A 17,695-nucleotide genomic window follows, 5' to 3' on the forward strand; every position below is an offset into this window, starting at 1 on the left:
GCCACAATTGGCTGTTCCCTCGGGGGACAGGATTGCCTACGTTAAGGCTATGTTGAGTTTCGGCGGCTTAGCTTTATGCGGGGTTGTCGCGAATCATTGCCACGTTTTCTGATTTGTGTTTCGTACGGAATGCGTTGCGGGAGCCGGGACACACTGGCGGCGGCGGATTCCCGCGATAGATAGAGTATGCGCCCTTTCAGCCAGACCATCGGCGGGCGGCCATGAAAGGACATGAAAATGAGCAAGGTCGGCAACAACAGCGGCGATTCCAAGAACACGCTTTACTGCTCGTTTTGCGGCAAAAGCCAGCACGAAGTGCGCAAGCTGATCGCCGGTCCGACGGTCTTCATCTGCGACGAGTGCGTCGAACTCTGCATGGACATCATCCGTGAAGAGAACAAGACCTCGATGGTGAAGTCGCGCGAAGGCGTGCCGACACCGCAGGAGATCCTCAAGGTTCTCGACGACTATGTCATCGGTCAGCCCTACGCCAAGCGCGTGCTGTCGGTGGCGGTCCACAATCACTACAAGCGCCTCGCGCATGCCGGCAAGAACAACGATGTCGAACTGGCGAAGTCCAACATCCTGCTGATCGGTCCGACCGGTTGCGGCAAGACGCTGCTCGCGCAGACGCTGGCCCGCATCATCGACGTGCCCTTCACCATGGCTGACGCGACGACGCTGACCGAAGCCGGTTATGTCGGCGAGGACGTCGAGAACATCATCCTGAAGCTGCTGCAGTCGGCTGACTACAATGTCGAGCGGGCCCAGCGCGGCATCGTCTACATCGACGAAATCGACAAGATTTCGCGCAAGTCGGACAATCCCTCGATCACCCGCGACGTGTCGGGCGAGGGCGTGCAGCAGGCGCTCCTGAAGATCATGGAAGGCACCGTCGCCTCCGTGCCGCCGCAAGGCGGCAGGAAGCACCCGCAGCAGGAGTTCCTGCAGGTCGATACAGCCAACATCCTGTTCATCTGCGGCGGCGCCTTCGCCGGGCTGGACAAGATCATCTCGGATCGCGGCCGCAAGACCTCGATCGGTTTCGGCGCGGTCGTCGCTTCGCCCGAGGATCGCCGCACTGGCGATGTCTTCCGCCTGGTCGAGCCCGAGGATCTGTTGAAGTTCGGTCTTATCCCCGAATTTGTCGGCCGTCTGCCGGTTCTGGCGACGCTGGAAGACCTCGACGAACCGGCGCTGATCCAGATCCTGACCGAGCCGAAGAACGCGCTGGTCAAGCAGTATCAGCGGCTGTTCGAGATGGAGAATGTCGACCTGACCTTCCACGAGAACGCTCTTTCGGCGATCGCCAAGCGCGCCATCGAGCGCAAGACCGGCGCGCGCGGCCTGCGTTCGATCATGGAGGCGATCCTGCTCGACACGATGTTCGAGCTTCCCGCGCTCGAGGGCGTGCGCGAAGTGGTGATTTCGGAGGAGGTGGTGACCGGCAGTGCCCGGCCGCTCTACATCTACTCCGAGCAGAAGGAAAAGAAGGGCAATGTCAGCGCCTGACATGATGAGCCCGCAGCGAAATTCTGAAACGGCGCCGCAAGGCGCCGTTTTGCTGTCACACAGGGCTTTTGCGCGGCGTACGGCTTGGCGTCGCAAATGTGTCACTCGCGGACGGGTTGGAAGTGCGGATTTGGACACGCCCCTTGATCTTTGGGGGTCGTGCATCCAACTAACTGGAGAAGGCCGAGGTGCCCGATTTCTGTGCTGTAAAACTCCCGTCATAAACGGTGGTAGGCGGAACGATCCCCGGTCGTTAATATAAGATTCGCGGTTGGCTGATTGGCGGCCGCGACATGAAAGGTTGGACAATGGCCAAAGTATCCAAGGCACCCAGCGACGGCGTCTTCGCAGTTCTCCCACTGCGCGACATCGTGGTGTTCCCGCACATGATCGTGCCGCTCTTCGTCGGGCGTGAGAAGTCGATCAAGGCGCTGGAAGAGGTGATGGGTCAGGAAAAGCAGATCCTGCTTGCCACCCAGATGAATGCCGCCGACGACGATCCCGAGCCCGATGCCATCTTCGACATCGGCACGCTCGCCAATGTGCTGCAATTGCTCAAGCTGCCCGACGGCACCGTCAAGGTTCTGGTCGAAGGCGCTTCGCGTGCGAAAATCGTCTCGTTCACCGACCGTCCCGACTTCCACGAGGCCCGCGCCGCGGCGCTGGTCGAGCCGGACGAGGAAGAGGTCGAGGTTGAGGCGCTGGCGCGTTCGGTCGTCACCGACTTCGAGAACTACGTCAAGCTGAACAAGAAGATCTCGCCCGAAGTGGTGGGTGCAGCCAGCCAGATCGACGACTATTCCAAGCTCGCCGACACGGTCGCCTCGCATCTCGCCATCAAAATCCCTGAGAAGCAGGAAATGCTGGCCACGCTCTCGGTCAAGGAGCGGCTGGAAAAGGCTATGGGCTTCATGGAAGCCGAAATCTCCGTCCTGCAGGTGGAGAAGCGCATCCGCTCGCGCGTCAAGCGCCAGATGGAGAAGACGCAGCGCGAATACTACCTCAACGAGCAGATGAAGGCGATCCAGAAGGAGCTCGGCGAGGGCGAGGACGGCCGCGACGAGGCCGCCGAGATCGAGGCGCGCATCAAGAAGACCAAGCTCTCCAAGGAGGCCCGCGAAAAGGCGGAAGCCGAGTTGAAGAAGCTCCGGACGATGTCGCCGATGTCGGCTGAATCGACCGTCGTGCGCAACTACCTCGACTGGATCCTGTCGATCCCGTGGGGCAAGAACTCCAAGGTCAAGCAGGACCTGGCGTTCGCGCAGAACGTGCTCGACACTGATCATTTCGGCCTCGACAAGGTCAAGGAGCGCATTGTCGAGTATCTCGCCGTGCAAAGCCGCCAGAAGAAGCTGAAGGGGCCGATCCTGTGCCTCGTCGGCCCTCCCGGCGTCGGCAAGACCTCGCTCGGCAAGTCGATCGCCAAGGCGACTGGTCGCGAATTCATCCGCATGGCGCTTGGCGGCGTGCGTGACGAGGCCGAGATCCGTGGTCACCGGCGCACCTATATCGGCTCGATGCCCGGCAAGGTCATCCAGTCGATGAAGAAGGCCAAGAAGTCCAACCCGCTCTTCCTGCTCGACGAGATCGACAAGATGGGCCAGGACTTCCGTGGCGATCCGTCATCGGCGTTGCTTGAGGTCCTCGATCCGGAACAGAACTCGACGTTCATGGACCATTACCTCGAGGTCGAATACGACCTGTCGAGCGTCATGTTTGTGACGACGGCGAACACGCTGAACATCCCGGCGCCCTTGATGGACCGCATGGAGATCATCCGTATCGCCGGCTACACCGAGGACGAGAAGATCGAGATCGCCAAGCGGCACCTGATGCCGAAGGTGATCCGCGATCACGCGCTGCAGCCGAAGGAGTTTTCCGTCGGTGAGGACGCGATCCGCGCCATCGTCCAGACCTACACCCGCGAAGCGGGCGTCAGGAGCCTGGAGCGCGAGCTGATGAAGCTCGGGCGCAAGGCGGTGACCGAGATCCTGAAGACGAAGAAGAAGACGGTGAGCATCACGGCGGAGAACCTCTCCGATTACCTTGGTGTGCAGCGCTACCGCTTCGGCCAGGTCGAGGCTGACGATCAGGTCGGTGTCGTTACAGGTCTTGCCTGGACGGAAGTCGGCGGCGAACTGCTGACGGTCGAAGGCGTCATGATGCCCGGCAAGGGCCGCATGACGGTGACCGGCAACCTGCGCGACGTGATGAAGGAATCGATTTCGGCGGCGGCCTCGTATGTCCGCTCGCGCGCCGTCGATTTCGGCATCGAGCCGCCGCTGTTCGACAAGCGCGACATCCACGTGCACTTGCCGGAAGGCGCCACGCCGAAGGACGGCCCGTCTGCGGGTGCTGCCATGGCGACAGCCATTGTGTCGGTACTGACGGGTATTCCGGTCCGGGCGGATGTGGCGATGACCGGTGAGATAACGCTTCGCGGCCGCATCTTGCCGATCGGCGGGCTCAAGGAGAAGCTGCTCGCCGCGCTGCGCGGCGGCATCAAGAAGGTGCTGATCCCGGAAGACAATGCCAAGGATCTGGCGGAGATCCCGGACAACGTGAAGAACGGCATGGAGATCATTCCGGTCTCACGTGTCGGCGAGGTGTTGCGCCACGCGCTGGTGCGTATGCCGGAGCCGATCGAATGGGTCGAACCGGTCAATCCGCCGGCCTCGACAGACAGTGCCGACGACGCTGGAAAGTCCCTGGCGCATTAGAGCGCCGGGCGTCCATCTGGACGCACAAAGGACGCTCTAACGCTCGGACTTGCGCATGGCCCTTTCCGAAAACCGGCTACGGTTTTCGAGGCTATGCGTTGGTTTTCGTCAAGGTTGCAGCGCACAAACGGAGAGCCGGGCCTAGAGCCCGGCTTTTTCATGTGAAAAACCCAGCATTTCCGGGCTTTTTCCGCTTTTTTCCTGCCTTTTCGACTTGGTTGCGGGAGCGCTTCTTTCTAAAGTCCGTTTCCTGCCGGATGAGTCGATAGTTCCGGTGTTCTCATGGAAGGGAATTTTTATGAACAAGAACGAACTGGTGTCTGCTGTCGCCGACGCCGCGAGCATTTCGAAGGGTGACGCGCAGTCGGCGGTCGATGCGGTATTTTCCGTGATCACCGGCGAACTGAAGAAGGGCGGCGATGTCCGGCTTGTCGGCTTTGGCAATTTCTCCGTGTCAAAGCGTGCGGCGTCGACCGGCCGCAATCCTCAGACCGGCGCCGAAGTGAAGATCCCGGCGCGCACCGTGCCGAAGTTCTCGGCCGGCAAAGGCCTCAAGGACGCAGTCAACTAAGCGTTTTTTCTTTTCAGAGACCTCAGAAAAGCCGGGCTTGCCCGGCTTTTCATTTTGGCGCCCGACGCGGGTACATGCGACCAGAAAAGCCGGGCTTGCCCGGCTTTTCATTTTTTATAGCCTACGCGGGTACACGCGACCAGAAAAGCCGGGCTTGCCCGGCTTTTCATTTTTGTGCCCGACGCTGACGCGACGGCGGCCGGCTTACGCGGTCGGCGCCTCGGTGCGCATAAGACCTTCCTTCTTGAGATCGGCCCAAAGCGCTGGGGGCAGTTTCGCATCGAGCAGCGAGCGATTGCTCTCGACCTCGCTCGGCCGCTGGCCACCGGGGATCACCGAGACGACCGAGGGGTGCAGCAGCGGGAATTGCAGGGCGGCCTCGATCAGCCTGACACCATGACGCTTGCAGACGTTTTCGATCCCGGCGACCCGATCGAGTATGTCCTTCGGCGCTTCCGAGTAGTTGTAGTAGGCGCCGGGCTTCGGTCCGGTCGCCAGGATGCCGGAGTTGTAGGGGCCGCCGAGAACGATGCCGATGCCGCGTGCCTGGCAGAGCGGCAGGAAGGACGTCAGCGCCTCCTGTTCCAGGAGCGTATAGCGTCCGGCCAGCAGGAACAGGTCGAAGTCGCCGCGCTCGGCCAGCGTCTGCGCGACCTGCCACTCATTGATGCCGCCACCGAACGCCTTGATCACGCCCTGGTCGCGCAGCGACAGCAAGCCGTAATAGCCCGAGCGCATGAACTCCTCGATGCGCCGGTCGGAGGCTTCCTTGCTGCCATGCGTGAAGATGTCGACATCGTGGACGAAGAGGATGTCGATCCGGTCGACGCCGAGGCGCTCAAGCGAGGCCTCGAACGAGCGCATGACACCGTCATAGCTGTAGTCGTACACTTCGCGGCGCGACGGCGTGTCGAAGAACTTGCCGATGCCGGTGCGCTCTTCGGGCGGGCAGGCGCGCATGATGCGGCCGACCTTGCTCGACAGCACATAGTCGTCGCGCTTCTTGCCGCGCAGGAACGGGTTGAGCCGCGTTTCCGAGAGGCCGAGCCCATAGAGCGGCGCGGTGTCGTAGTAGCGGCAGCCGGTCGCCCACGCGGCCTCCAGCGTGGCGTTGGCGTCCTCGTCGGAGACGGCACGGTAGAGGTTGCCGAGCGGCGCCGCGCCGAAGCCGAGCTCGGTGAAACTGATGCCGCCATTGCCGATGCGGTCGAAATGCCGTGTCTTCATATGCTGCTGCTTGCCTCGCCTGATTTGTCTGACATGACACTATCACGCCTGTGATCAGGCAAAAGCATCGCTGCGCGTTGGACACGCATTTTCGCGGTTGCTAGCATGAACGAAATCAAGCTGTTCGTGGCAGCAATGGCGGCAAATCCCAGGGGTGATTTTTGATGGCAGGATCGCGGTGAGCGACAAGAGCAAAAGCCTGTTCGAGACCGCGCTTGAGGAACTCGGCGGCGTGCTGGCCCGCATCGACGAAAGCCGGATCGACGCCGCCTGCAAAATGCTGGCCGGCGCGCGACAGATCGTCGTCTATGGCTGCGGCCGCGAGGCCTTGCAGGTCAAGGGTTTTGCCATGCGGCTCTATCATTTGGGCCTGCCGGTGTCCGTGGTCGGCGACATGAACACACCGCCGCTGGGGCAGGGCGATGTCTTCCTGGTCAGCTCCGGGCCGGGAGAGACCTCGACCGTGCTGACCCTGATGCAGGTCGCGCACGATGCCGGCGCGACCAACCTCCTGCTGACCGCCCAGGCCGAAGGCAGCGCGGCAAGGCTTGCCGACTTCACCCTGCTCATTCCCGCGCAGACCATGGCCAACGATCAGGGGGCGCAGAAGACATCGGTGCTGCCGATGGGCTCGGTGTTCGAAGGCGCGCTGTTCCTGCTGTTCGAGGTGATGGTGCTGAAGCTCAGGGAATTGATCGGAGCGTCGCCCGAAGCCATGCGCGCCCGCCACACCAACATGGAATAGATCATGCGCTACGAACTGATGCTGCCACACCAGATCCGCAGGGCGATCGCCGAGAATTGGCCGGTCGCTCTGCCGCTCGGCGTGCTCGAATACCATGGCGAGCACATGGCCGTCGGCATGGACACGCTGGCCGTCGTCAAGACGCTGGAGCTGTTCGAAAAGGAGAAGGACGTCGTCATCCTGCCGCCCTTCTATTACGGTGCTGCGAGCTATGCGGTGGCGCCGCCGGAAGGCAGCGGCTCGGTGCAGGTCGGCGGCAATGCGCTGGCGCCGTTCGGCGAGGAGCTGTTCTACAGCCTGCTGCGCATCGGCTTTCGCAACATCCACGCCATCATCCACCACCAGACCGAGAACTTTGCCGCCGGCATGCCGACCGATCTGGCGTTCAAGACCGCCGGCCGCCAGGCGATCTTCCGCTTCCTCGAAAAGGAGCGCGGCGAGGGCTGGTGGGGCTCTCAGGCGATGGCCGACTACTATTCCGGGCACGCCACGGGTGAAAATTTCTTCAACTGGGTGCAAGTGCATCCGCTGATGTCGGCTGACATGAACGGCAAGTACCCGTTCGATCATGCCGGCATCGGCGAGACCTCGCTGATGCTGGCGCTATGCCCGGAGGCTGTCGATGCCGCTCACTTCAACGACAACAAGAGCTGGTATACGGCGAGCGCCAAGGATGCTTCGGCCGAGCTTGGGCAGAAGGGCGTCGCCATGATCATGGACCACCTGCGCACGATCCTGGCAGCCTAGCGGGCCGCCCTGCTACTTCACCGCGCCAGCGGTCATGCCCATGATCAGATAGCGCTCCAACGCGATGCCGATCACCGCCAGCGGCGCAATGGCCGCCGTCGCAAGTGCCGCCATCGACCACCAGTTGATGCCTTGCGAGCCGGTTTGGCTCGCCACCATGACGGGGATCGTCTTGGCGTCGGTCGAGGTCAAAAGGGCGGCGAAGAAATACTCGTTCCAGCACAGCACCATCGCCAGGATGAAGGCGGCGACCATGCCCGGCAGCGCGATCGGCATGACGATGCGGAAGAACGCCCCCCAGATCGACAGCCCGTCGACAAGGGCTGCTTCCTCGAGCTCAACCGGGATCGAGTTGAACTGGTCGCGCATGATCCAGATGACGATCGGCAGCACCATCAGCGTGTAAAGCAGGATCAGACCGACGCGCGTGTCGAGCAGTCCGACCTCGCGATAGAGCACCAGGAAGGGCAGGGCCAGCACCACCGGCGGCAGGATCAGCTGCGACAGGAAGAAGAACGAGATGTCCTCGTTCTTGAACCACGCGAAATGATAGCGATAGCGGGTGAGCCCATAGGCGGCGAGGCTGCCGATGACAATGGCGAGGCTCGACGCGCCGACCGAGGTGATCACCGAATTCATGAAGCGCTTGAGGAACTCCTCGCGCACCGTCGAGGTCTGGAAAATCGAGTCCGGCGACAGGCCGAGCGAGCGCCAGCCTTTCCAGTCCGGCTGGAAGTCGACGAAGGGGATGAGATGGCCCTGCGTGACGTCGACCGCGGTCTTGAACGAGGTTGTCACCGTCCAATAGATCGGGAACAGGCAGATGAACGCCCAGAAGGCCAGCGCGCCATAGATGAAAACGCGGCTGGCGAGGAAGCTCGCCGGCGAGCGGATCTCCGAGGCGACATATTCGGTGGTCTGAACGCTCATCGGGCTTAACTCACCCCCATCTTGCTTTAATTGACATTGCGGACAAAACGGTTGGCGAATTTCAACAGCCACGTGACGAACACGACGATGATCACCAGATAGGCCATCGCCAGCATGGTTCCGTAGCCGACATTCGAGCGGTCGCGATATTCGCGATAGATGAAGCTCGACACGGAATCGGTGGCGCCGCCGGGGCCGCCGGACGTCACGGTGATGATGATATCGGCAAGCTTCAACTTGAAGATGATGCGCAGGATCACCGCCGTCACCGACACCGGCAACATCAGCGGAAAAGTGACCTGCCAGAAGGTCTGCCACGCATTGGCGCCATCGACGCGTGCGGCTTCGAGCACCTCGCGCGACATCGCCTGCAGCCCGGCCAGCAGCATGATCATCATGAACGGAATGAAGGTCCAGGCATCCAGTATCATGATCGATATGCGCGCGATGATCGGGTCAGAGAAGAAGGCGGGATTTTCCCAGCCGAGATGGCGCGCCAGCGTTGCTGCCGGTCCGAACCGGTATTCCATCAGCGACTTGCCGATCATCCACGACACCGCGACCGGCGACAGCATCAACGGCATCAGGAAGACGACGCGGAAGAATTTTCGCGCCCGGATCTGCGCGTTGAGCAGCAGCGCCAGGCCGAAGGCGATGACATATTCGACCGCCACCGCCAGCACATAGAGCACCATGTTGAACAGCGCGTTGCGGTAGTAGGGATCGGCCAGCATCTGCCAGAAATTGTCGAGCCCGTTGAACTTGCGACCGCTGAACGAGCTGAGGTTCCAGTCGGTGAGGGCGATGTAGAAACCGAACAGCGTCGGGAAGATCACCATGGCGATGGTGAACAGCAGCGCCGGCAGCAGGAACAGGGCACGCTGTCCGTCTTCGCCGCGCGTCAGCACCTGGCCGACGCCGATCGCCACGCCCCACAGCACATAGGCATAGACGACGGGGCGCCAGGTCTCGAAGCCGATCGTATCGGCGCTGCCCTTGTAGAGGATCTCCAGCACGATCGTCGCCAGCAGGCCAAGCGTCGCAACGGCCATCAGCGTCCAGCCAAGGCGTTTGCGGCCTGGAGAGATCAGATCGGAAGGGCCGGCATCTGCCGGCCACTGGTTCGCGGTCGAAGTCTGGTCAGCCACAAATCTCGCCCGTTTGAAGGCTCTCGAAGAGCCGGAGCCGGTCTAAAGTGGTCCGGCGTTGCCGCCGGACCACGGTTCATAGGCCAGCCTACATGCCGAGCGAAGCTTTGTAGAGCTTGATCTGGTTGTCGCGGCCGATCTGATCGGTCAGCTTCTCCCAGGCCGCCGCGATGGCGTCGGCGCCTTCTTGCGCCTTCATCTTGCCGGCGAAAGTGTTGGCCAGGATGTCCTCGGCGGCGCTGTAGTATTGGAAAATGCCGGGGATGCGTGGCTCGATTGCCGCGTTCGGATGGTTGTAGCTGTCTGATTCCGACTTGAGGTAGGAGGTGATGAAGGCCTCGTCGTAGCCGGCCGCCACCCATTCGGGAATGTCGAAATGCGAGTTGCGGTAAGGCTGGAAGCCCGACGGATACATCGCCGTCCAGATCGACAGGTCCTTCCCGCCGAGATGGGCGGCGGCGGACCATGCCGCCTTCTTCTTCTTTTCGTCGGCATCGACGCGGGCCATCACATAGACGCCCCAGCCGAGATAGGCGCAGTTGGGCGCATAGTTCGGGCCGCTGGCGAGCTTGTCCCAGGCGCCGGTCTTCGCATTGTAGACATCGTCCGAGCCGGGCAGGATCGAGAAGCCGGTGACGTCGCCGACGACGGAAGAGTCGTTGGTCTTGACGTTGGAGCCGACGTCGCCCCACCAAGTGACCATCGAGCCGGTGCCGGCCAGGAACTGCTGGAAGGCGGTCGTGTTCGGATCGGCATTGATCTGGTCGGCGGGTTCGGACGGCAGCGCGTCGATGACGTCCTGGATGGCGCGCACCCAGGCCGGATTGTTGACGCGCGGCTTCATCGTGTCGGCGTCGAACAGCCAGGCCTTGTCGTCGGGGTGCTTGGCATAAGCGGTGGCGCGACTGCCGAGGAAATAGAAGCCGAAGCCGCCCCAGGGCTTTGGCGCGTCGAGATAGCCATAGACGTCCTGGTCCTTGAGCTTCTTGCCCTTGAGGAACTTGGTCACCGCCTGAACCTGCTGCCAGGTCTTCGGTACGCCCCATTCACCTTCGCCGCCGCCGTCCTTCCAGGCCTTGGCGAGGTCGGCATCGGCGAACACGTCGGTGCGGTAGTTGAAGTTGTGCGCGTCGCCGTCGACGGTCACGCGGTATTGCTTGCCGTCCCAGGTGCCGACCGGCGGCTTCAGATAGCTGACGAGGTCGTCGAAATCGATCTGGGTCTTGACCCAGTCGGGCATTTCCGACGTCAGGCCCTTGCCGCAGACATCGCCTTCGAACGGCGCGCCCATTTCGATAATGTCGAAGTCGACGGTGCCGGTCGCGATCGACTGCTGCAGGCGGGCGTTGTAGTCGGCCTGCGCCAGGTCGATCCAGTTGATCTTGGCGCCGGTGTAGGTCTCCCATGGCTTCAGGAAGCCGCGGAACAGCACATTGTGCAGGTTCTGGTTGTTGAGACCCATGAAGGTCAGCTCGACGCCGGCGAATTCGCCTTCCTTGACATTGGCCTTGGTCGCTTCGAGGCAGAGTTCACCGACCTTCTGGAAGTCGGCGTCCGTCGGCTGGCCTTTGCCGACGCCGGGGATCTGCAGGATTTTTGTGCGCAATTCGCTTGCCGCGGAAGCCGGGCGCGTCAAGGCGCCAAGTCCGGCGCTGGATGCGGCTGCGATCGCGGCCATGCTGGCCGCGCCTTTCAATATGTCGCGCCTTGTGGCGCCGGCTCGAACCAGTTTGTCGTAAAGACCCGTTCTCATCGCCTATTCCTCCCAGAACATCAGTGTGAATAAATCGGCCAACTGTCGGACGCCGGAGCGCCAACGATGCTCCCGTTTCGGAAACGAATTAGGCAGGACCCCACCCTGCGTCGATTGAGGTTCCGATTGCGGATCGGGTACCGACATTTCGACCAGCGCCTGCCACTATTCTCACAACCCAACGCCGTGTCAACGAGAACGGGTTTTTATCTATAAGGGACCGACTTGCCCTGACAGGGCGCGTTGGTTAGCTTCTGCGCCTACGGCTAATGGAGCCGATGGGGGAGACATGGCGCAAGTCGCGATCAGCAAGGTGGCCAAGGCCTTTGGAACGGTCAAGGTTCTGCACGAAGTCAGCGTCGATATCGCAGACGGACAGTTCGTGGTGCTGGTTGGCCCTTCGGGTTGCGGTAAGTCCACATTGCTCAGGATGGTGGCCGGGCTGGAGACCGTCTCCGCCGGTACGATCGCCATCGGCGACCGTGTCGTCAATCATCTGCCGCCGGCCAAGCGCGACATCGCCATGGTGTTTCAGAACTATGCGCTCTATCCGCACAAGACGGTCGAGCAGAACATGGCCTTTGCCCTCAAGCTCAGGAAAACCGATCCGGCCGTGGCCGCCGAGCGGGTCAAGCGCGCCGCCGATATCCTCGACCTCAATCCCTATCTGAAGCGCTATCCCCGCCAGCTTTCCGGCGGCCAGCGACAGCGCGTGGCCATGGGCCGTGCCATCGTGCGCAATCCGCAGGTCTTCCTGTTCGACGAGCCGCTGTCCAATCTCGACGCCAAGCTGCGCGTGCAGATGCGCACCGAGATCAAGGAACTGCACCAGAGGCTGAAGACCACCACCATCTACGTCACCCACGACCAGATCGAGGCCATGACCATGGCCGACAAGATCGTCGTGATGCGCGATGGCCGCATCGAGCAGGTCGGCGCGCCGTTGGAGCTGTTCGACAGACCGGCCAACCTGTTTGTCGCCGGCTTCATCGGCTCGCCGTCGATGAACCTGCTCAAGGGCACCATGCGCAAGGGCGACAAGCCCGGTGTCGACATCGCGGGCACGCTGTTCCCGATCGCATCGGGCAACGCCGCACAAGACGGGCAAGCCGTCGTTTATGGCGTGCGACCGGAGCATCTCGAAATCCATCCCGACGGCGTGCCGGCGAAGATTTCGGTGGTCGAGCCGACCGGCTCGGAAACGCTGGTGTTCCTGCGCTTCGGCGAAGGCGAGATGGTGGCGCTGTTTCGCGAGCGCCACGACTTCAAGCCGGGCGATACTCTGAAGCTGAAGCCAAGGCTCGACCAAATCCATCTTTTCGACGCAGAGACCGGCAAGCGTCTCTGATCCCAACTCACGAGGAATACCATGCTCAAAGGCATCAACCCGCTGCTCAATGCCGACGTGCTGCAGGCATTGCGGGCAATGGGGCATGGCGATGATCTGATCATCGCCGACACCAATTTTCCGTCCGATTCGGTGGCGCGCCAGACCGCGCTCGGCCGCGTGCTGCGCATCGATGCCTCGGCGGCGCAAGTGGTCAAGGCGGTGCTGTCGCTCTACCCGCTGGATACATTCGTCGACGACTCGGCCGCGCGCATGGAAATCGTCGGCAAGCCCGACGAGATTCCGCCCGTGCAAAGCGAAGTGCAGAAGGAGGTCGACAACGCCGAGGGCAAGTCGTGGCCGATGATCGCGGTTGAGCGCTATGCCTTCTACGAGCGCGCCAAACAGGCCTATTGCGTCATCCAGACAGGTGAGCGCCGCTTCTATGGCTGCTTCGCCTTCCGCAAGGGCGTCGTGCCGCCGGATGCGCAGTAGCGGCATGGCTTCGGGCAAGCCGGTCGTCATGAAGCCTGTCGTCATATTGGGTGTGTTCGTCGCCGACACCGCCTACAGGGCGCAGCGGCAGCCGCGCATGGGCGAAACGATCCTAGGCACATCCTTCACGCTGGGGCCGGGCGGCAAGGGTTCGAACCAGGCCGTGGCCGCCGGCAAGCTCGGCGCCGACGTCACCTTCCTCACCCGCCTCGGCGTCGATCCCTTCGCCGACATGGCGAGGCAGACCTGGGCGCAGGCGGGCGTCAAAAATGCCGTCATCGATACGCCGGAAAGCTACACCGGTGCGGCCTACATCTTCGTCGAGGAGACCACCGGCAACAACGCCATCATCGTCAGCCCTGGTGCTGCCATGCTGATCTCTCCAGCCGATATCGAAGCCAATGCTGCATTGATCAGCAATGCCGGCGTCTTTGTCACCCAACTCGAACAGCCGATCGAAGCAGCCATGCGGGCGCTGGAGATCGCGCGTGGGGCAGGGGTGACGACGATCCTCAACCCGGCCCCCGCGGCAAAGCTTCCCGACCGCATCTACACGCTGTGCGACTATCTCACGCCCAACGAGACCGAGACGGAGGAACTGACCGGGATGAAGGTGTCCTCGGTCGACGAGGCGCGAGCCGCCGCGGACAGTCTGCTGAAAAAGGGGGTCGGCACGGTCATCGTCACGCTCGGCGACAAGGGCGCGCTTTTGCACTCGAAGGAGCGCTCCGACCATGTTCCAGCCGTCAGCGCCGGCCCGGTGGTCGAAACCACGGGGGCAGGCGATGCCTTCAATGGCGGGCTTGCCGCAGCACTTTCGAGGGGCGTGGAGCCGCTGCAAGCGGTGCGCTTCGCCTGCGCCGTCGCCGGTATCTCCGTGACGCGACCGGGGACTGCACCGTCGATGCCGACGTTGCAGGAGGTCGAGGCACTGCTGGCGAGGGGGTGATCTTGCAGGGCCAGGCGTAGGCAAGGGCTGAAAGGACCTGAGTGACCTCAGGTCTCTTGGACCTCAGGTCTCTTGCAAGACAATATTTTTGACAATCAATGTCGACATTTCTCTGAAGCCAAGAGCTTGATACCCTTGAGAGAAATGGCGCGAGTGACGGGGCTCGAACCCGCGACCTCCGGCGTGACAGGCCGGCACTCTAACCAACTGAGCTACACCCGCGCATGGCGAACACGTGTCAGCCGTGTTCGTCGTTGGGGCGCTGGATAAGGGGTTCGCCACCGGGTGTCAAGCGTGACAGGACAGCATAACAGCAAACAGGAGAAGGTTTTTTGACAGCCGGCGTTTTGTTGGCAAAACCGGCATCCAACCAGGGTGTCCTGCGCTCATTTGGCCTTGCGAAGCGGACCCTGACCGCTTAAAGGTCCGGCCCGGAGCGGGCGATTAGCTCAGTTGGTAGAGCGCTTCGTTTACACCGAAGATGTCGGCGGTTCGAGCCCGTCATCGCCCACCATTCCATTAGTCCATTCAATCTGTTGCCAAGACACGGAACCGAGTCGTTCGGTAGGTGCTGCAATCACGGCGGCAACAGTCGAAAATCATTGCCCTCCGGCAGCAACTGCCCGCCATCGACGACGATGGTCGTGCCGGTGATGTAGCTGGCATCGTCGGAGGCGAGGAACAGGAAGGCGTTGGCGACGTCGCGCGGGCTGCCGAGGCGGCCGAGCGGGATGGAGTCCTCCATGTTCTTGATGTAGGCCGCGCCGCGATGCAGCTCGATGGCTTCGGTCAGGATGTTGCCGGGCTCGACGCCGTTGACGGTGATGCCGTAGCCGGAGAATTCCAGTGCCGCGGCGCGGATGAAGCCGTTGATGCCGGCCTTGCTGGCCGAATAGTGGCCATGGCCCGGGCTGGTGACATGCGGGCCGGTGATGGACGAGGTGTAGAGCATGCGGCCGAAGCCTTGCGCCTTCATCGGCACCAGGGCCGCGCGGCTGGCGTTGAAGGTGCCGCGCAGGTTGACCGCCATGACGCGGTCCCAGTCGTCGGCGCTGGTGTTCTCGATCAGTTGCCAGGGATAGATGCCGGCATTCTGCACGATGATGTCGAGGCGGCCATGCTGCTTCAGCGCCAGCGCCACGGCGGCCTCGGCGTCGCTCATTTGCGAGATGTCGGTGCGGATGAAGGGGACGCCCAACTCGTCAGCGGTGGCTTGCCCGGCATCGGCCTCAGTGTCGGCGAGCACCAGCCTTGCGCCTTCCTCGGCAAAGCGTAGCGCGATGCCCTTGCCGATGCCGCGGGCGCTGCCGATGATCAGCGCTACCTTGTCCTGCAACCGATTGGTCATGCGAGCCGTCCTGTCATGCGAGTCTTTGGCGAATGGTTTGCTTGAAGGCGTCGAGCAGCACGGCCGCCAGCACCAGCAGGCCGTGGATCACCTGGGTAAAATTGGCCGGCAGGCCCATCAAATTGATCGCCGTGTTGATGGCCGAGAGCAGCAGCACGCCGGCATAGACGCCGGGCAGGGTGCCGACGCCGCCTTTGAGGCTGACGCCGCCGATGACGACGGCGGCGAAGGCGTTGAACAGCAGGCCGACGCCGAGATTGGCGGTGGCGCCCGAGGTGCGGATCGCCAGCAGCCAGCCGGCAAGGCCGGCAATCGCGCCGGCAAGCACGAAGGCGATGATGAGATTGCGGTTCACCCGGATGCCGGCGCGGAAGGTCGCCGTCTCGTTGCCGCCGATCATGATGAGGTGACGGCCGAACGGCGTCTTGGCCATGATCAGCGAAAAGACCACGAAACAGCCAACCGCGATCCAGGCGGTAAGTGGCAGGCCGACAAGGCGCTGGATGCCGAACCAGCGGATGGCCGGTGCAAGATCCTGCGCCGAGCGGCCGCCCGACACGACCAGCACGAGGCCGCGCACCCAGATGTAGGACGCCAGCGTGATGATGAAGGCGCTCATCTTCACCTTGACCACCAGATAGCCGTTGAAGGCGCCGATGAGACCGCCGACGGCCAGGGCCAGCAGCAGCGAAACCGGAACCATCAGCCATTCGGGATGCAGTTGCACGCCCATGCCGATGCCCGACGAGCAGAACAGGATGCCGACCGCCATGGCGCTAAGCGCTGCGACGGATTCGACCGACAGATCCATGTGGCCGGCGATGATCACCAGCGCCAGGCCGATCGACATGACGCCGAGCACGCTGGAAGCCTCGATGATGTTGGCGAAGATGCCGAGCTGAAAGTAGTTCGGGACGAAGATGGAGAAGACCACCAGCACGAACAGCAGCATGAACCAGACGAGGTTGTCGAGTACGAACTCCAGGGCTTTGCGTGTGCGCGGGTTCATGGGCTGATCCGGTTGGCGCATGCCCCGCGAAATCAATTCGATTTCGTCGGGTTCGGGCGCGGATTCAAATTCGCCACGGCGTCTTTTGGACGCGGCGTTGTGAAGGGGCAGGCTCCGGGCCGTAACGGCCCGGAGCGCTTTCAATGACTATTCGACCGGCTTGACGGTGTCCGTCGGCGGCTTCTGGTTGCCCCAGAAGGCCGGGTTGTCGACGTTCTCCTTGGTGATGGCGGCACCGGGGATCTTGATGTTCGGACCCCAGGCTTCCTTGGTCACCGTCGATTTCAAGCCAAGTACGTCGTATTCGCCGGGCTTGATCTCTTGCTTCTTGACGATCTTGTCCATGAACATGGCGACAGCCGCGGCCTGCGCGTAGAGCGGTTGCTCGATTTCGGCATTGAGCCAACCCTTGCGGATCAGGTCGAGGCCGACCGGAGCGCCGTTCGAGCTCATCAGCATGACGTCGCCCGGCTTTTTGCCGGCCGCCTCGAGCGAGGCGACGGCGGCGACCGAAAGATGAGCGGCATGGCTGAAGATCAGGTCGATGTCGGGGTTCGCCAGCATCTGGTCGGCAACGATTGTGCCGGCATTGCTGGCTTCCCACTGCATGGCCGGAAGCGAGATGATCTTGACGTCCGGAAACGCCTTCATCTTCTCCTCGAAGCCCTTCTGGATATCGAGCGTATAGGGGTCGCCGGGGTCGCCGAGGACTTGCAGCACCTTGCCCTTCACCGAACCGTGCTTTGCCTTCAGCAGCTTCTCGGCCTGGTCGGCGGCGACGTAGCCGATCTCGACCGTTCCGGCGACAGAGGTGAAGTCGGATGGCGTCGAGGTGATCTGGCGGTCGAACTCGACCACCGGGATGCCGGCGGCCCGGGCCGCCTCGATCGACGGTTTCAGGGCATTGAAGTCGACTGCCGCCAGGATGATGGCCGCCGGCTTCAGCGCGATGACATCGTTCATCTGCGATTGCTGGGCGTCGGTCTTGTTGTCGGCGTTCAGCGTCTTCATCTCGTAGCCGGTCTGCTTCAGGAACAGTTCCAGCGCGCTCACCGAGCCGGTCTGGAACTCGTCCAGCAGGGTCGGCACCATATAGTAGACGATACCCTTGGACTGGGCGAATGCCGGCGTGAGCGTGGCAAAGGCCAGTGCAAGGATACCGAAGACAGCAAGAAGTATTCGCTTCATGTCGTTCGCTCCTCTTTAAGCCGGAC

The 17,695-nt window shown here is 62.3% G+C and carries 15 protein-coding genes and 2 tRNA genes; 9 read left to right on the forward strand and 8 right to left on the reverse strand.

Annotated features, from left to right (window positions below):
• Positions 1–237 precede the first annotated feature (237 nt).
• From clpX to hupB, 3 genes are all read left to right on the forward strand, one after another.
• Complete coding sequence (clpX, locus tag NP945_RS29080; RefSeq protein ID WP_013532190.1) at positions 238–1,512, forward strand: ATP-dependent Clp protease ATP-binding subunit ClpX; 1,275 nt, start codon at positions 238–240, stop codon at positions 1,510–1,512.
• 308 nt (positions 1,513–1,820) lie between these two features.
• A complete protein-coding gene (gene lon / locus NP945_RS29085; RefSeq protein WP_127810676.1) occupies positions 1,821–4,232 on the forward strand; it encodes an endopeptidase La in 2,412 nt (803 codons plus the stop codon).
• 298 nt (positions 4,233–4,530) lie between these two features.
• The gene (hupB, locus tag NP945_RS29090) at positions 4,531–4,803 is read left to right on the forward strand and encodes a DNA-binding protein HupB (protein ID WP_127268007.1); all 273 of its coding nucleotides are present in this window, start codon (positions 4,531–4,533) and stop codon (positions 4,801–4,803) included.
• Positions 4,804–5,007: 204 nt separating this feature from the next.
• Here the strand turns inward: hupB and NP945_RS29095 are convergent, their stop codons facing one another.
• The gene (locus NP945_RS29095) at positions 5,008–6,030 is read right to left on the reverse strand and encodes an aldo/keto reductase (protein WP_127382698.1); all 1,023 of its coding nucleotides are present in this window, start codon (positions 6,028–6,030) and stop codon (positions 5,008–5,010) included.
• A gap of 178 nt (positions 6,031–6,208) precedes the next feature.
• Here NP945_RS29095 and NP945_RS29100 point away from each other — a divergent pair, with 178 nt between their 5' ends.
• Positions 6,209–6,775, forward strand: coding sequence for an SIS domain-containing protein (locus tag NP945_RS29100; protein WP_256748239.1), 567 nt, complete (start codon positions 6,209–6,211; stop codon positions 6,773–6,775).
• A gap of 3 nt (positions 6,776–6,778) precedes the next feature.
• Entirely contained in the window at positions 6,779–7,522 is a 744-nt protein-coding gene (locus NP945_RS29105; RefSeq protein ID WP_127268004.1) for a creatininase family protein, read from the forward strand.
• A gap of 12 nt (positions 7,523–7,534) precedes the next feature.
• Here NP945_RS29105 and NP945_RS29110 read toward each other — a convergent pair whose 3' ends face one another.
• The 3 genes from NP945_RS29110 to NP945_RS29120 all read right to left on the reverse strand — a co-directional run bounded on the left by NP945_RS29110 (position 7,535) and on the right by NP945_RS29120 (position 11,353).
• Positions 7,535–8,452, reverse strand: coding sequence for a carbohydrate ABC transporter permease (locus NP945_RS29110; protein ID WP_127321755.1), 918 nt, complete (start codon positions 8,450–8,452; stop codon positions 7,535–7,537).
• Positions 8,453–8,478: 26 nt separating this feature from the next.
• The gene (locus NP945_RS29115; protein ID WP_127273345.1) at positions 8,479–9,600 is read right to left on the reverse strand and encodes a carbohydrate ABC transporter permease; all 1,122 of its coding nucleotides are present in this window, start codon (positions 9,598–9,600) and stop codon (positions 8,479–8,481) included.
• 88 nt (positions 9,601–9,688) lie between these two features.
• The gene (locus NP945_RS29120) at positions 9,689–11,353 is read right to left on the reverse strand and encodes an ABC transporter substrate-binding protein (protein WP_127266588.1); all 1,665 of its coding nucleotides are present in this window, start codon (positions 11,351–11,353) and stop codon (positions 9,689–9,691) included.
• Positions 11,354–11,642: 289 nt separating this feature from the next.
• Between NP945_RS29120 and NP945_RS29125 the strand changes: the two genes are divergently transcribed.
• The 3 genes from NP945_RS29125 to rbsK are packed head-to-tail and all read left to right on the forward strand — an operon-like array spanning position 11,643 to position 14,124.
• Complete coding sequence (locus NP945_RS29125) at positions 11,643–12,701, forward strand: ABC transporter ATP-binding protein (RefSeq protein ID WP_256748240.1); 1,059 nt, start codon at positions 11,643–11,645, stop codon at positions 12,699–12,701.
• 21 nt (positions 12,702–12,722) lie between these two features.
• Entirely contained in the window at positions 12,723–13,175 is a 453-nt protein-coding gene (locus NP945_RS29130; RefSeq protein WP_256748241.1) for an RbsD/FucU family protein, read from the forward strand.
• 4 nt (positions 13,176–13,179) lie between these two features.
• Entirely contained in the window at positions 13,180–14,124 is a 945-nt protein-coding gene (rbsK, locus tag NP945_RS29135; RefSeq protein WP_256748242.1) for a ribokinase, read from the forward strand.
• Between the two features lie 145 nt (positions 14,125–14,269).
• On the opposite strand, the gene NP945_RS29140 is transcribed toward rbsK, so the two are convergent.
• A tRNA-Asp gene (locus NP945_RS29140) sits at positions 14,270–14,346 on the reverse strand.
• A 216-nt stretch (positions 14,347–14,562) separates the two neighbouring features.
• Here NP945_RS29140 and NP945_RS29145 point away from each other — a divergent pair.
• Positions 14,563–14,638: transfer RNA gene (locus NP945_RS29145), tRNA-Val, on the forward strand.
• Between the two features lie 63 nt (positions 14,639–14,701).
• Here NP945_RS29145 and NP945_RS29150 read toward each other — a convergent pair.
• The 3 genes from NP945_RS29150 to NP945_RS29160 form a co-directional block, all read right to left on the reverse strand.
• Entirely contained in the window at positions 14,702–15,472 is a 771-nt protein-coding gene (locus tag NP945_RS29150) for an SDR family NAD(P)-dependent oxidoreductase (protein ID WP_128310000.1), read from the reverse strand.
• Between the two features lie 13 nt (positions 15,473–15,485).
• Positions 15,486–16,481, reverse strand: coding sequence for an ABC transporter permease (locus tag NP945_RS29155; RefSeq protein WP_164898763.1), 996 nt, complete (start codon positions 16,479–16,481; stop codon positions 15,486–15,488).
• 147 nt (positions 16,482–16,628) lie between these two features.
• Positions 16,629–17,669 (reverse strand): sugar ABC transporter substrate-binding protein, encoded by a 1,041-nt coding sequence (locus NP945_RS29160; RefSeq protein ID WP_127329643.1) that lies wholly within the window; start codon positions 17,667–17,669, stop codon positions 16,629–16,631.
• Between the last annotated feature and the right edge of the window lie 26 nt (positions 17,670–17,695).

It is taken from the genome of Mesorhizobium sp. LMG17149 (genome assembly GCF_024518695.1).
GTDB lineage: Bacteria > Pseudomonadota > Alphaproteobacteria > Rhizobiales > Rhizobiaceae > Mesorhizobium.

Coding starts and splice junctions, on each gene's coding strand:
- clpX (WP_013532190.1), top strand. CDS start 238: ATGAGCAAGGTCGGCAACAACAGCGGCGATTCCAAGAACACGCTTTAC.
- lon (WP_127810676.1), top strand. CDS start 1,821: ATGGCCAAAGTATCCAAGGCACCCAGCGACGGCGTCTTCGCAGTTCTC.
- hupB (WP_127268007.1), top strand. CDS start 4,531: ATGAACAAGAACGAACTGGTGTCTGCTGTCGCCGACGCCGCGAGCATT.
- NP945_RS29095 (WP_127382698.1), bottom strand. CDS start 6,030: ATGAAGACACGGCATTTCGACCGCATCGGCAATGGCGGCATCAGTTTC.
- NP945_RS29105 (WP_127268004.1), top strand. CDS start 6,779: ATGCGCTACGAACTGATGCTGCCACACCAGATCCGCAGGGCGATCGCC.
- NP945_RS29110 (WP_127321755.1), bottom strand. CDS start 8,452: ATGAGCGTTCAGACCACCGAATATGTCGCCTCGGAGATCCGCTCGCCG.
- NP945_RS29120 (WP_127266588.1), bottom strand. CDS start 11,353: ATGAGAACGGGTCTTTACGACAAACTGGTTCGAGCCGGCGCCACAAGG.
- NP945_RS29125 (WP_256748240.1), top strand. CDS start 11,643: ATGGCGCAAGTCGCGATCAGCAAGGTGGCCAAGGCCTTTGGAACGGTC.
- NP945_RS29130 (WP_256748241.1), top strand. CDS start 12,723: ATGCTCAAAGGCATCAACCCGCTGCTCAATGCCGACGTGCTGCAGGCA.
- rbsK (WP_256748242.1), top strand. CDS start 13,180: ATGGCTTCGGGCAAGCCGGTCGTCATGAAGCCTGTCGTCATATTGGGT.
- NP945_RS29150 (WP_128310000.1), bottom strand. CDS start 15,472: ATGACCAATCGGTTGCAGGACAAGGTAGCGCTGATCATCGGCAGCGCC.
- NP945_RS29155 (WP_164898763.1), bottom strand. CDS start 16,481: ATGAACCCGCGCACACGCAAAGCCCTGGAGTTCGTACTCGACAACCTC.
- NP945_RS29160 (WP_127329643.1), bottom strand. CDS start 17,669: ATGAAGCGAATACTTCTTGCTGTCTTCGGTATCCTTGCACTGGCCTTT.